Source organism: Burkholderia pyrrocinia (assembly GCF_022809715.1).
Classification (GTDB): Bacteria; Pseudomonadota; Gammaproteobacteria; order Burkholderiales; family Burkholderiaceae; genus Burkholderia; species Burkholderia pyrrocinia_C.
In genome coordinates this window covers 266,451-280,646 of the sequence record NZ_CP094461.1, presented here as the reverse complement: position 1 = coordinate 280,646, position 14,196 = coordinate 266,451, and the positions used below count along the sequence as shown (strand labels likewise).

At 68.0% G+C, this 14,196-nt stretch carries 12 protein-coding genes and 1 pseudogene; 3 read left to right on the top strand and 10 right to left on the bottom strand.

The window, feature by feature from the left end; genetic code table 11:
* Positions 1–7 precede the first annotated feature (7 nt).
* The 3 genes from MRS60_RS31645 to MRS60_RS31635 are packed head-to-tail and all read left to right on the top strand — an operon-like array spanning position 8 to position 3,406.
* Entirely contained in the window at positions 8–1,789 is a 1,782-nt protein-coding gene (locus MRS60_RS31645) for an IlvD/Edd family dehydratase (protein ID WP_243567315.1), read from the top strand.
* A 32-nt stretch (positions 1,790–1,821) separates the two neighbouring features.
* On the top strand, positions 1,822–3,003 hold the full coding sequence (locus tag MRS60_RS31640) for a fumarylacetoacetate hydrolase family protein (RefSeq protein ID WP_243567314.1): 1,182 nt from the start codon (positions 1,822–1,824) through the stop codon (positions 3,001–3,003).
* Positions 2,996–3,406 carry a cupin domain-containing protein gene (locus tag MRS60_RS31635; RefSeq protein WP_243567425.1) on the top strand — a complete coding sequence of 137 codons (411 nt, stop codon included), beginning with the start codon at positions 2,996–2,998 and terminating at the stop codon, positions 3,404–3,406. The genes MRS60_RS31640 and MRS60_RS31635 overlap by 8 nt, the downstream gene beginning before the upstream one ends.
* A gap of 84 nt (positions 3,407–3,490) precedes the next feature.
* Here MRS60_RS31635 and MRS60_RS31630 read toward each other — a convergent pair whose 3' ends face one another.
* The 10 genes and pseudogenes from MRS60_RS31630 to MRS60_RS31585 form a co-directional block, all read right to left on the bottom strand.
* A complete protein-coding gene (locus tag MRS60_RS31630) occupies positions 3,491–3,961 on the bottom strand; it encodes a helix-turn-helix domain-containing protein (RefSeq protein WP_175749181.1) in 471 nt (156 codons plus the stop codon).
* 11 nt (positions 3,962–3,972) lie between these two features.
* A complete protein-coding gene (locus MRS60_RS31625) occupies positions 3,973–5,124 on the bottom strand; it encodes an NAD(P)/FAD-dependent oxidoreductase (RefSeq protein ID WP_243567313.1) in 1,152 nt (383 codons plus the stop codon).
* The gene (locus tag MRS60_RS31620) at positions 5,124–6,545 is read right to left on the bottom strand and encodes an NAD(P)/FAD-dependent oxidoreductase (protein ID WP_243567312.1); all 1,422 of its coding nucleotides are present in this window, start codon (positions 6,543–6,545) and stop codon (positions 5,124–5,126) included. Before MRS60_RS31620 ends, MRS60_RS31625 begins: the two co-directional genes overlap by 1 nt.
* The gene (locus tag MRS60_RS31615) at positions 6,527–6,835 is read right to left on the bottom strand and encodes a (2Fe-2S)-binding protein (RefSeq protein WP_105392548.1); all 309 of its coding nucleotides are present in this window, start codon (positions 6,833–6,835) and stop codon (positions 6,527–6,529) included. Before MRS60_RS31615 ends, MRS60_RS31620 begins: the two co-directional genes overlap by 19 nt.
* A 74-nt stretch (positions 6,836–6,909) precedes the next feature.
* A complete protein-coding gene (locus tag MRS60_RS31610; RefSeq protein WP_243567311.1) occupies positions 6,910–8,187 on the bottom strand; it encodes an NAD(P)/FAD-dependent oxidoreductase in 1,278 nt (425 codons plus the stop codon).
* Positions 8,188–8,295: 108 nt separating this feature from the next.
* Positions 8,296–8,673: pseudogene (locus MRS60_RS31605) on the bottom strand (aldehyde dehydrogenase family protein); the annotation flags it as partial.
* 75 nt (positions 8,674–8,748) lie between these two features.
* Positions 8,749–9,933, bottom strand: coding sequence for a M20 aminoacylase family protein (locus MRS60_RS31600; protein WP_034182386.1), 1,185 nt, complete (start codon positions 9,931–9,933; stop codon positions 8,749–8,751).
* A 68-nt stretch (positions 9,934–10,001) separates the two neighbouring features.
* Positions 10,002–11,459: an aldehyde dehydrogenase family protein gene (locus MRS60_RS31595; protein ID WP_034182387.1), complete on the bottom strand. Its 1,458-nt coding sequence runs from the start codon at positions 11,457–11,459 to the stop codon at positions 10,002–10,004.
* A complete protein-coding gene (locus tag MRS60_RS31590; protein WP_243567310.1) occupies positions 11,456–12,733 on the bottom strand; it encodes an NAD(P)/FAD-dependent oxidoreductase in 1,278 nt (425 codons plus the stop codon). The genes MRS60_RS31595 and MRS60_RS31590 overlap by 4 nt, the downstream gene beginning before the upstream one ends.
* Before the next feature lie 135 nt (positions 12,734–12,868).
* Positions 12,869–14,194, bottom strand: a complete 1,326-nt coding sequence (locus MRS60_RS31585; protein WP_243567309.1) for an NAD(P)/FAD-dependent oxidoreductase — start codon at positions 14,192–14,194, stop codon at positions 12,869–12,871.
* Positions 14,195–14,196 lie beyond the last annotated feature (2 nt).

The following is a 14,196-nucleotide window of genomic DNA, read 5'->3' as shown; positions in this document are numbered from 1 at the left end:
GCGCACCATGTCACACACCCCTCGCCGCCTGCGCAGCCAGGAATGGTTTGACGACCCTGCCCATGCGGACATGACCGCGCTCTATGTCGAGCGCTTCATGAACTACGGGCTGACGCGTGAGGAGCTGCAGTCGGGCCGTCCCATCATCGGCATCGCGCAGACGGGCAGCGACCTGGCACCGTGCAACCGCCACCACATCGAACTGGCCGAGCGCACCAAGGCGGGTATCCGCGACATGGGCGGCATTCCGATGGAATTCCCCGTGCATCCGCTGGCCGAGCAGAGCCGCCGGCCCACGGCCGCGCTCGACCGAAACCTGGCCTACCTGGGGCTGGTCGAGGTGTTGCATGGCTTTCCGCTGGACGGTGTGGTCCTGACCACCGGCTGCGACAAGACCACCCCCGCCTGCCTGATGGCCGCGGCCACCGTGGACATGCCCGCCATCGTGCTGTCGGGTGGACCGATGCTCGACGGCTGGCACGAGGGCAAGCGCGTCGGTTCGGGCACGGTGATCTGGCACGCCCGCAACCTGCTGGCTGCCGGCGATATCGACTACGAAGGCTTCATGAAGCTGACCACGGCATCGTCGCCGTCGATCGGACACTGCAACACCATGGGCACGGCGCTGTCGATGAACAGTCTGGCCGAGGCGCTGGGCATGTCGCTGCCGGGCTGCGCGAGCATTCCGGCCGCCTACCGCGAGCGCGGCCAGATGGCTTACGCCACCGGCAAGCGCGCTGTCGAGCTCGTTCGCGAAGACATGCGCCCGTCGAAGATCATGACGCGCGCGGCGTTCGAGAATGCCATCGTCGTCGCCTCCGCGCTCGGCGCGTCGACCAACTGCCCGCCGCACCTGATCGCCATTGCGCGCCACATGGGCGTGGAACTGAGCCTGGACGACTGGCAGCGCCTGGGTGAATCCGTGCCGCTGCTCGTCAACTGCATGCCGGCCGGCGAATACCTCGGGGAGAGCTTCCACCGCGCCGGCGGCGTGCCCGCGGTGCTGCGTCAACTCGATGCGGCCGGCCTGCTGCAGCGCGACTGCCTGACCGTGTCCGGTCGCGCGATCGGCGAGATCGCCGACACGGCGCAAGACGCCGACCGCGACGTGATCCGCACACCCGAAGACCCGCTCAAGCACGGTGCCGGCTTCATGGTGCTGTCAGGCAACTTCTTCGACAGCGCCATCATGAAGATGTCGGTGGTGGGCGAAGCCTTCCGCCAGACCTACCTTGTCGAGCCGGGCGCGGAAAATACCTTCGAGGCACGCGCGATCGTCTTCGATGGCCCCGAGGACTACCACGCCCGTATCAACGACCCTCGGCTGCAAATCGACGAACGCTGCATCCTGGTGATCCGCGGCTGCGGTACGGTCGGTTACCCGGGCAGCTCGGAAGTCGTCAACATGGCACCGCCCGCGGACCTGGTGAAGCGTGGCGTGACGTCGCTGCCATGCATGGGTGATGGACGCCAGAGCGGCACGTCGGCCAGCCCGTCGATCCTGAACATGTCGCCGGAAGCGGCGGTCGGCGGCGGCCTGGCCCTGCTGCGCACGAACGACCGCATCCGCGTGGACCTGAATCGCCGCAGTGTCGACGTGCTCGTCGATGAAGACGAACTCGCGCGCCGCCGCGAGACTGCAAGCTTCGCCGTGCCGCAGGCACAAACGCCCTGGCAGGAACTCTATCGCCAGTTCGTGGGCCAGTTGTCCACCGGCGGCTGCCTCGAACCGGCCACGCTGTACCTGAAGGTAATCGAGCAGCGCGGTAATCCGCGCCATTCGCACTGACCCAACCGCCCACGACTCTTGTCGAGCTGACCATGCGTACTCCTTCCGTTTCCGACTGCCTGCCGCACGACCTTGAGCAGGCCCTGCTGATCGGCCGCGTCTGGCGGCACGATGGTGCCCACGCGGGCCCGAGCGTCGTCGCCGTGCGCGGCGGCGAGATGTTCGACATCACGCACACCGTGCCGACCACCGCGGACCTGTTCGACCGTCCCGACGCAGTCGCAATCGCGCGCACCGCCCCCGGCGAATCGCTCGGCCGCGTCGAACCGCTGCTGCAGGCGGCGCTGGACGGCGCGCCCGGCGCCACTCACCTGCTCGCCCCATGCGATGTGCAGGCCATCAAGGCTTGCGGCGTCACCTTTGCCGTCAGCCTGATTGAACGCGTCATCGAAGAACAGGCCGGCGGCGATCCCGCCAAAGCGAGGGACGTGCGCGAAACCATGGCCGCGACCATCGGCACCGACCTGTCGAAGATCGTTCCCGGTTCCGAAGCCGCCATGCGCCTGAAGGCGGAACTCGAGCGCCGCGGCGCGTGGTCGCAATACATGGAAGTCGGAATCGGCCCGGATGCCGAGGTGTTCTCCAAGTCGCAGCCGATGTCGGCAGTGGGCTTCGGCGCGGACGTGGGTCTGCTGCCGGTGTCGGTGTGGAACAACCCGGAACCGGAGATCGTGCTGGCGGTCAGCTGCGACGGCAGGCCGGTAGGCGCCACGCTCGGCAATGACGTGAACTTGCGCGACATCGAAGGCCGCTCGGCGCTGCTCCTCGGCAAATGCAAGGACAACAACGGCTCGTGCGCGATCGGCCCGTTCGTGCGGCTGTTCGACGACCGCTTCACGCTGGACAGCGTGCGGCAGGCCAGCGTGTCGCTGCGCGTCGAAGGCGCGGATGACGGCTTCGTCCTCGACGGCATCAGCCACATGCGCGAGATCAGCCGCGACCCGGCCGACCTCGTCGCGCAGACCTGCGGCGCGCATCACCAGTATCCCGACGGTTTCATGCTGTTCCTGGGCACGATGTTCTCGCCGATCCAGGATCGCGACGCACCCGGCGGCGGATTCACTCACCACCTGGGCGACCGCGTCACCATCTCCACGCCCATGCTCGGCGCGCTCGTCAACACCGTGCGGCTTTCCACGGAGATCTCGCCGTGGACTTTCGGCGTGCGTGCCCTGTATGCCAACCTGGCCGCACGCGGCCTGCTCGATGCGTGAGGCCATTCATGGACGATCCAGCCGACCGCGGAACGATGCGGACGTGGGAGGCGCATTCAGCGACGTGTCGGAATACTGGTCGCCCAAAGTCGTCGCACAGATCAACGATCAATACCTGAAGGTTGCAAGAGTACGCGGACAGCTCGTCCGGCACGATCATGCGCACGAAGGCGAACTGTTGTTCGTCGTGCGCGGGCACCTCGAGATCGAATATGAAGGCGGCCGTGTCGTCGATCTGCCTGCCGGTTCGATGCACGTGGTGCCGAAAGGCACGCTGCACAATCCGGTCGCCGATGACGAATGCTGGATCGTCCTGATCGAACCCGTTCAGACGAAGCACACCGTCGACGTCGAGTCACCGCTGACACGGACGATCGACGAGCAGTTGGGTGGGGTGCGCTGAGTTCATCTGTCGGCGTGGAGCGAGCCCTCCCAAGCCGACCTGCCGTTGCCGAACCAGCGCCGAAACCCCGATACCCGCGATACGTCAGGCCGAAGCCGCCGTGCTGCCCGCGCCCTGCTCGCGCGCCGGTGCTGCGCGCCGCCCCGACGCCGGTGCGCCGCTCGGCCGCGCCGCGTTCGGCCGGTCGACGTAATCGCGCGGCGTGCGCCCGAGCACCCTTCTGAAATGGCGGCACAGATGGCTCTGGTCGAAGAACCCGACCTCGGTCGCGACGACCGACGGCGGCAGCCCCGCGCGCAGCAGGTCCTGCGCGCGCCGCACCCGCACGAGGCACAGATAGCGATGCGGCGACACGCCCAGCTCGCTGCGAAAGCGCGCGGCAAAACGCGACACGCTCAGCCCGGCCACCGCCGCGAGCGCCTCGATGCTCAACGGCTGCGCGTACGACGTCTCGATGATGCGCAGCGCGCCGCCGACGGCGTGCGATACGGGCTGCGCAACGCCGAACGGGCGAATCGCGTCATGATCGATCGCGTGATGAAAAACGTCTCCCATGCGAGGCTCCATCAGGTCGTCGCGTGCGTCGCGTCGGCCGGCATCGCGAAGCGCCCGATCGCGAACGGCTCGATCGGCGTGCTCGTCGCGCCCGTATCGATCAGCTCCGCCATCGTGTCGCCGACGCCCGGGCCGAGCTGGAAGCCGTGCCCGCAGAAGCCGAACGCGTAATACAGCCCGTCGACCTTCGCGCTGCGCCCCATGATCGGCCGGTCGTCCGGCATGTAGCCTTCGACGCCGCTCCACACGCGAATGATGTTCAGCCGCGTCAGCGCCGGTGCGACGCGCGCAAGCTGCGTGAACTGCAGCAGCGTGCTCTCGGGCAGCACCTTCGCGCGCCGTTCGTCGAGATAGGCCGGTGCGCGCGCGCAGCCGCCGATCACGATGTTGCCGCGCTCGACCTGCCGGAAATACACGACTTCCTCGATATGCGGCGACGATACGCCGACGGCCGGCAGGATCGAATACGGCACGGGCTCCGTCACGCACATCTGCGGCCCGTTGATCGCGATCGGCACCGGCTCGCCGAACTGCGTGCTGAGCTGGTTGCCCCACGCGCCGGCCGTCACGAGCAGGTTCGGCGCGCAGAACACGCGGCCGTCGGCGCTCGTCGCGCGGAACGTGTCGCCGTCCTTCTCGACGGTCGCGATCGCGGTGTTCTCCTCGATCCGCGCACCCGCGCGCGCCGCCGCGCGGCCGAACGCCGGCGCGGCGAGGCGCGGGTTCGCATGGCCGTCCAGCGCCGAATGGGACGCGCTCAGCACCTCGGGGCCGAGAAACGGAAACTTCGCGCGCATCGCCGCGCCGCGATACAGGTCGAGCTTCAGCCCGTATTGCGCGGCATCGCGCGCATAGGCCTCGAACATGTCGTCCTGCTCCTGCCGGTAGCACACGCGAACGTGCCCGACCTGCAGGAATTCGGCACTGTGCCCGATCAGCCCGGGCATTCGGCTCCAGATCTCGCGGGAACGGTTCGCGAGCGGCAGTTGCGGCAGGTAGCGGCCCTGGCGCCGCACGTTGCCGAAATTGACGCCGCTTGCCTGCTGCCCGATCAGCCCGCGTTCGAGCAGGATCACCGAGCGGCCGCGCCGGCGCAGGAAAAACGCGGCCGCGGCGCCCATGAAGCCGCCGCCCACGATCACGACATCCGCATCGGCCCGCATCACTCGTCCCCCTTCATCGTCACGGCTTCGTCACGCGGCGCGGGAGGCTCGCCCGCCGCCGCACGCAGCGCGACCGGCAGCGGCTTCACGGGCGCCTGCCCGCGCAGGCGACCGACCGCCTCGAGCGGCACGCCGGCCGCGGCGGCGATCACCTCGGCCCCCGCGTGGCCGCAGTAGCGGCCCTGGCAGCGCCCCATCCCGACGCGGCTGAACGCCTTCGCGCGATTCGCGTCGCACGCGCCCTCGTCGCGGATCACACGGCGCAGCTCGCCGACGCTCACGCCCTCGCAGCGGCACAGGATCGTGTCGTCGGACAGCGTCGCGGCCTGTTGTGCGGGCCACGGAAACGCCTGCGCAAGCCCCGCGCGGAAACGGTCCATCTTCATGCGTTCGCGCTGCAGCGCGGCGACCGCGCGCGCGTCGACCGGCCGCCCGAGATCCGTCAGCAGCGCGAGCGCCGCGAGGCGGCCCGCCGCTTCCGCGCCGTCCGCGCCGAGCACGCGCGCACCGTCGCCGGCCAGATAGACGCCCGCGACCGAACTGCGCCCCATGTCGTCGAGTTGCGGCAGCCATTGCCGCGTGTCGCCGTCGAAGCGGAACGCGCAGCCGGCCAGATCCGCGAGCTGCGTCTCGGCGCGCAGGTGGTAGCCGAGCGCGACCGCGTCGCAATCGATGAGCGCGGTGCCGGCGGCGGTGCGAAAGCGGACGGCCGATACGCCCTGCGCGGGATCGCCGTGAATCTCGAGCGGCTCGATCCCGTGCTCGATGCGCACGCCGGCACGCTTCAGCGCACGCGTGAGCGCGATGCCCTTCGCGAGCACGTCGGGCCGCGCGAGCAGTTTCGGCAGCGCGCGCAGCCGGTTCGCCGCGGGCGACGTGTCGAGCACGGCCGCGACCTTCGCGCCGGCCTGCACGTACTGGTGCGCGACGAGATACAGCAGCGGGCCCGAGCCCATGAACACGACGTTCGCGCCGATCGCGCATGCCTGCGCCTTCAGCGCGATCTGCGATGCGCCGAGGCTGTACGTGCCCGCGTACTGCCAGCCCTTGACGGGCATCAGCCGGTCGGTCGCGCCCGGGCACAGCACCAGCGCGTCGTACGGGCGGCGCACCGACACGCCGTCGTGCGCGGTGTACAGCGCGCCGCCGGACACGTTCCAGGCCAGCGTGTCGGGCGCGTAGTCCAGCGAAGCACGCAGGCGTTCGAACGTGTCGTGCAGGTCTTTCGCGCGCGCGGCCTCGGTGCCGTACAGCTTGTCGTACAGGCGCGAGAACGTGTCGGGCTGACGCCGGTAGATCTGGCCGCCGTCGCGCCGGCCTTCGTCGATCACGAGCGGCCGCACGCCGGCTTCCACCAGCGTCTGCGCGCAGCGCACGCCGGCCGGCCCGGCGCCGACGACGATTACGCGAGGCTCGACCATTGCGCCTCCGGTTGGCGGGTGACGATGTCCAGGCCCGGCTGCACGACGGTCGTGCACGCGCGCAGGCGCTCGCCGTCGGCGGTCCAGACCCAGCAGTCCTGACACGCGCCCATCAGGCAGAAACCGGCCCGCGCCTCGGGGCCGAACTCGGACTGCCGCACGTGGCCGGCCTGCGTCAGCATCGCGACGAGCAGCGTATCGCCTTCGAGCCCGTTCACCGTGCGGCCGTCGACGCGGAACGTGACCGGACGGCGCCCGGTTTCGGCGAGACGAACGAATCGCCCTGTCATATCCAACCCTCCTGTCGCGCGAGCGCGCCGCCCACCGGCCGGCCCGTCGGGCGTCTTTTCATCGATTGCATCGTTCAGTGCAGGATGTCCTGCAGCCGGTAGTACGCGCCGACGAACGGCAGGAACCACGCATGCCCGAAATGGCCCGGCATCGCCGGCCAGTCGAGCTCACGCCACGGATTCGACGCGGCCGCGCCGTACATCACGTCGGCCATCACGCGGCCCATGTGCACCGACATCTGCACGCCGTGGCCGCTGTAGCCCATCGAGTAATAGACGCCGTCGTGCTGGCCGGCGCGCGGCAGGCGGTCGGCAGTGATGTCGACGAGCCCGCCCCAGCAATAGTCGAGCCGCACGTTCGCGAGCGCGGGGAAATACTCGGCCATCCCGGCGCGCAGGATGTCGCCGCTTTTCGCGTCGGAGCGCGGGCTCGACATCGCGAAGCGCGCGCGGCCGCCGAACAGCAGCCGGTTGTCGGGCGTCACGCGGAAGTAGTTGCCGATATGGCGCGACGTCACGTACGCGCGGCGGTGCGGCAGCAGCCGGTTCAGCTGCTCGTCGGGAAGCGGCTCGGTGACGACGATGAAACTGCCGACCGGCGCGATGCGCCGCCGGAACCACGCGAACGGCCCCTGCTGCGATGCGCCGGTCGCGACCAGCACGCGATCGGCCACGATCGTGCCGCGCGTGCTGGTGATCGTGTGGCGCTCGCCATCGAGCCGCTCGAGCTGCGTGACGGCCGCATGCTCGTAGATGCGCGCGCCGGCCTGCGCCGCGGCTTGCGCGAGCCCGACGCCGAACTTGCCCATGTGCATCTGCGCGCCGTTGCGCTGCAGCAGGCCGCCGTGGAAACCGTCGGAACCGATCTCGTCGCGAATCCGCGACGGCTCGATCAGTTCGATGTCCGGATCGACGTCGCGCCGCAATGCGTCGAAGGTCTTCGCGAGCCCCGCGAAATGCTGCGGCTTCGCGGCAAGCTTCAGCTTGCCGGCGCGCCGGAAATCGCAGTCGATCGCGTGTTCGGCGACGATCGTTTCGACGGTTCGCACCGCGCTCTCGTACGCGCGATAGAACTGCTTCGCCTGCTCGGCGCCGAGTCGTTCGGCGAGCGACGCGTAGTCCTGCGCGACGCCGGTATTGCATTGGCCGCCGTTGCGGCCGGATGCCTCGGCCGCAACCTGTGCGGCTTCGAGCACCACGACCGACACGCCGCGCTGCGCGAGCGCCAGCGCCGCCGACAACCCGGTAAAACCGCCGCCGATCACGACCACGTCGGCACGCCCTTCGACGGGCCCTTCGCTGCCGGCGCGAAAGTCGGGGCGGGTATCCAGCCAGTACGATTCGAATTTCATCGGATCCTTCGTGAGCAATCGGGCGCCGCGCATGACGCGCATGCGGAGCGCCGGCCCGCCTGTCGCCGCAGGTTCGCGACCGGGCGATGGCCGCCCGGTGAATACCATTTAAGCATCGACAAAAAGCGCAGTTGCCGCGTATTCGCGCACGGCGCACGCATCATCCGCTGTTTTGCGCGGCCGCGGCAGCACACCATGCGGCAGCCCGCGCGCACCGGCCGAATGCCGTCCGATCCGGTCATGGAACGCGCCGGCGTCATTCGTCACGCCCCCACTCTTGAAGCGCAGGTTCGCCTCGTACGCATAGCGGCCGAGGTCGGCCGTATGCACGCCTGCCGCGAGCCCGTACTTGTCGTGCGCGGCGAGCGCGAGCGCTTCGTCCTCGTCGTCGAACGTCCGCACCGTCGATACCGGCCCGAAGATTTCATCGCGCACGGCAGGCGACTGGGTCGTCACGCCGGTCAGGATCGTCGGCGCATAAAACGCCTTCCAAATGGCGCCGTTCCGCAACCGGGTGCGCTCGACGAATCGATCCGGGTCACGATGGATCGAACCGCCGCGTCAAACGGTCCCGAAGTAGTGCTGCGCCAAGGCGACCCAATACCGGACGCCGGCCGGAATGATGTCGTCGTTGAAATCGTATTTCGGGTGATGCAGAGCCGGCGCGGCCGGTCCGGCCGGCGCATTGCCGATCAGCACATAAGCGCCGGGCCGCTCCTCCAGCATGAAGCCGAAGTCTTCGGACGTCATGTTCGGCGGCACGTCGCGGTAAAGGCGTGCGTCGCCGAACGTCTCGCGAATGACCGTTTCGCAGAGCGCCGTCTCGGCCGGCGTGTTGACCGTCGCGGGGTAGTACTGAAAGAACGCGACCTCGACTTGCGCGCCATACGCACGGGCCAGCCCCTCGCACATGAGCTGGACGTCGCGCTGCAGCTTCTGCTGCAATGCCGACGATAGCGTGCGAATCGTCCCGCGCAACTCGGCGCTGTCCGGAATGACATTGTCCGTCGTTCCCGCATGGAACATGCAGACGGAAATGACGGCGGGATCCACGGGATCCTTGTGCCGCGCAGCGATGGTCTGACACTGCAGCACCATCGAACACGCGAGGGGGACGGGGTCGACGCCCAGATGCGGCTGCGCCGCATGCGCGCCCTTGCCCGTTACCGTAATCCTGAACCGGGAGCCCGCGGCCATGATCGGGCCGGTACGCAACCCGAAATGCCCGGCAGGCAAACCGGGCCAGTTGTGCATGCCGAATACCGCCTCCGTCGGACATCGCTCGAACAGCCCGTCGTCGATCATCTTCCGCGCGCCCGCGCCCCCCTCTTCTCCGGGCTGGAACACGAAATGAACCGTGCCCGGCAACTGCCGTAGTTCCTTCAGGATTCGCGCGGCCCCGAGCAACATGACGGTATGCCCGTCATGCCCGCACGCGTGCATGACCCCGTGGGCGCACGACGCGTGCGCAAAGTCATTGGCTTCCTGGATCGGCAACGCATCCAGATCGGCGCGGAGCACGATGCCGCGGCCCGGATTCGCACCGGGCAGGCTCGCGACGACTCCCGTGCCTCCGATCCCACGTGAAACCGCGTAGCCAAGGTCTTCAAGCTCACGGGCGACGACGTCGGCCGTCCTGTGCTCTTCGAATCGCAACTCGGGATGCGCATGCAGATCGCGGCGCAATGCCGCCCAGTGCGCGTGATGCGTTTTCAGCGACGCCTCGGGGATGACGGGGATTTCCAATCTCGGCACCTTTACCAAGCAAACGGATTCAAATGTGTACTGCCGCCGCATCGCGCGCAGCAGCTGCTTCAATCATGGAAACCCAGGATCGACTTGATCTCCATGTACTCTTCCATCCCTTCGATCCCGTACTCGCGACCGTTCCCCGACTGCTTGTACCCGCCAAACGGAGCCTGCGGGTCCCATGCCGGGTAGTTCAGATGCACCTGACCCGACCGGATGCGCGCAGCCACCTCGCGCACGCGTTCCTTGTCGGTGCCCTGCACATGTGCGCCAAGCCCGTAAACCGTATCGTTCGCGATAGCGATGGCTTCTTCGACGGTGTCGTAAGGAAGGATCGCGAGGACCGGACCAAAGATCTCCTGCTGCGCGATCGTCATGTCGGTGCGGACATCGGAAAAGACGGTCGGCCGCGCATAAAGGCCTCGATCGAAACCCGCGGGCCGTCCGGGCCCACCGGCGATGAGCTTCGCCCGTTCGTCGATGCCCGCGTCGATCATCTGCCCGACACGATCGAACTGCGCGCGATTGGCCAGCGGGCCATGCGTCGTCGCTTCGGCGAACGGATCGCCGACGACCATCCGTTCCGTTGCTGCGACGACCAACGCTTCGACGCTATCCAGAAGGCTGCGCGGTACGATCATACGGGTCGGCGCGCTGCACGACTGCCCCATGTTCCGGAACGCGGCGGCAACGCCCGGCGCGACGGCGCGCGACAGGTCCGCATCGGGCAACACGATGTTCGGCGACTTGCCTCCGAGTTCCTGCGCAACGCGCTTGACGGTCGGAGCCGCCGCTTGCGCAACCAGTACGCCCGCACGCGTCGACCCCGTGATCGAAACCATGTCGACCTCCGGGTGCGATGCGAGCGCCGCGCCCACTTCCGTTCCACTGCCGCTCACCAGATTGAATACGCCCGCGGGCACGCCCGCATCGGCGATCACTTCCGCAAACAGCAACGCGCTGAGCGGCGACAGCTCGCTAGGTTTCAGGACCACGGTACAGCCCGCTGCGAGAGCCGGGCCGACCTTCGCCGTGATTTGATAGATCGGCCAGTTCCACGGCGTGATCAGCGCGCACACGCCGATCGGCTCGCGCACGACCGCGGTCGTCCCCCGCCGGGTCCGGAACGGGTAGCTGGCCAGATTGTCGCGCGCGACCCGGATATGTTCGGCCGCAAGCGGCACATGGGCACCGCGCGCATAGCTGATGGGCGCGCCCATTTCCATCGTGAGCGCCGTGGCGAACAGTTCGGCACGCTCGAGTATCAGCGCATGAACGCGGTCGAGCAGCGCGGCGCGCTGCTGCGGCGACGTCGCGGCCCAGCGTTCGAAAGCGTCGCGCGCGGCCTGCACTGCGCGGTCGGCGTCGCGTGCGTTCCCAAGTGGAATTTCGCACAGCGTGTCTTCAGTGGAAGGGCAGACGACCGCGAACCGATCGCCGCCGTCGGGCATGACCCAGTCTCCGTCGATGAAGAATCGATTCAGCCTTCCGGCTTGCATCAGGTGACGAACAGGTGAATTCATTGCAGGGTGTCCTTGAGTCGGTACCACGCGCCCACGAACGGCAAAAACCATGCTTTGCCGAAGTGGCCGGGAATAGCGGGCCAGTCGAAACTGTTCCACGGGTTGAGATCGGCTCGCCCGTCCATGATCTCTGCCATCAGCGTGCCCATCAGCGTGGCCATGTGCGTGCCGTGGCCGCTATAGCCCATCGAGTAATAAACGCCTCGTCGCTGGCCCGCGCGCGGCAGGCGGTTGGCCGTCATGTCGACCATGCCGCCCCAGCAATGGTCGATGCGCACGCTGGCCAGTTCGGGAAACACGGCGGCCATCTGCTGTCGCAGGATCAGCCCGCTCTTTTCGTCTGAACGGGGGTTGGACGTCGCAAAACGCGCACGCCCGCCAAACAGCATCCGGTTGTCGGGCGTGACGCGAAAGAAGTTCACGAAGTTCTTCGTGTCGGTGACCATCCGGCGAGTCGGCAGCAGCCGGTCCAGAAGTTCGCGCGGCAAAGGCTCGGTGACGATGATGAAAGCGCCGACCGGCACGATCCTGCGTCGGATCCAGCCGAACGGCCCCACCTGAGAAATGCCGCTCGCCAGAAGAACCTGGCGCGTACGGATCTCGCCGAGCGGCGTTCGCAACGCGTATGCGCCACCCGCCTCCCTCTTTAACCCGAGTACCGGCGCGCGCTCCAGGATGTGCGCACCGCGCGCTTGCGCGGCGTTCGCAAGGCCGCGCGCATAGCGGCCGACGTGCATCCCGGCACTCTTCTCGAAGATCAACCCGCCGTGATAACGGTTCGAGCCGATCTCGTCGCGCAGTTCCGCCTTCGTCACCACGCGCGTGTCCGGATCCACGCTCGCGGCGAGCAGCGCCTGACTTCGCACGAGCTTGTCGTAGTGCTCCGGCTTCGCCGCGAGCTTGAGCTTTCCGCAGCGCACGAAATCGCAGTCGATCGACTCCTCCCTGACCAGCCGCTCGACCGTGTCGACACCCGCGTCGAACGCACGATACAAGCGGTTGGCCAGTTCCGTGCCGATGCGCTGCGACAGTGCAGCGTAATCCTGCGCGAAGCCGTTGTTGCACATGCCGCCGTTGCGTCCCGACGCCGCCTGCCCCACGGTGCCGGCTTCACAGACAACGACGCGTGCGCCTTTTTTCGACAGCGCCAGTGCAGCCGCCGAACCCGTGATTCCGCCGCCCACCACGACCACGTCGCAACTTCCGTCAGGCAGATCCGGCGAGCTGCTCACGAATGGCTCGGACGTATCGAGCCAGTAGGAACTGAAACGCATCACACACTCCAAAGCTGGCGCACCAGGCTGGAAAGCCGGCGGGCATTCGCCGCACCGATCCGGTTGGTCGCGCACGATCCGAACCGAAGCGCATCATTCAAACGCCGCCACCGCCTTCCGCGTGACGGCCGCAAACTAAAAGTCAGCGACCTTGCCCCACGCGGATTCGCCGAATCGGCCGGGCCGATACGGTAGCGGGTCGACGATCGGCCGCACACCGGTGGCGAGATCCGCGATCAAGTGACCCGCGCCCGGGCCGATGCCGAAGCCGTGCCCGGAAAAGCCTGCCGCCAGGATCAAGCCCGGCACGCCCGGCACTTCGCCGATACCCGGGACGCCGTCCGGCGTGCTGTCGACGAACCCGGCCCAGGCGTGAGTGATCGTCGCTTCACGAAGTTCGGGCAGCAGTTCGACGGCACGACGATACGTTTCGTTGACCGTCGGCATATCGGGCTTCGGATCGAGAATGCGCACCGCCTCCATCGGTGTCGGCGCATCGAGTCGCCACCGCTTCAGCGATTCGTGACCGCCGCGCATGCCTTCGAGGCCTCCCGGAAGAAGGCTGCGCCAGCGCTTCGCGAACATCGGCACGAACTGCGGCGCGAATCGCAGGAACTGCGGCGTCACATCCACGCGCGCGCGGCCGCTGATGGCCAGTGCGTAGCGTCCGTCGCTCCGACGCGTAACGGACACGCCGGAGGTGTACAGCGCATCCGGCAAGCGCTGTTCGACAGGCGACACGCTCAGGATCGACTGGCGAATCGAGGCCTGGGGAAAACGGATGCCGAGCTGGCGGCAGAACGACGACGCCCACGCGCCACCGGCGAGCACGGCCGTTCTGGTCTTGATCACCCCGGCTTCCGTCACGACGCCGGAAACCCGCCCGCCCTCGAGTTCGATGCCGCGGGCCGCGCAGTGCTGGTTGACGCTGCCGCCGAGCTTCATCAGTGCAGCGGCCACGGCCGGCGCGGCCTTCGCCGGGTCGGCGGTGCCGTCGCTCGGCGAGAAGACGCCGCCCTTCCAGGGCCGACCGGTTGACTGCCCGCGCTGGCTCGCTTGCCGGCTGTCGAGCATGTACGTCGTCACGCCCGCGGTCTTTGCGAACTCGCCCCAATGGGACCAACGCGACAACTCGGCTTCGTCATTGCTCAGATACAACAGCCCGCAACGATAAAAACCCGTGTCTTCGCCGGATTCGGCGGCAAATCGTTCCCAGAGATCGAGGCTCTTGCTTGCCATCGGCAACTCGCGCGCGTCGCGGTTTTGCTGCCGGCACCAGCCCCAGTTGCGGCTCGACTGCTCGGCGCCGATCCTGCCCTTCTCGACCAGCGCGACCGAAACCCCGCGCAGGGCCAGGTAGTAGGCGGTAAAGACGCCGATGATCCCGCCTCCGATCACGACGACGTCAGCCGCGGCCGGCAGCGTGGGCGAAGTTTGTATGTGCTGCAGTGGAGGCGACATGA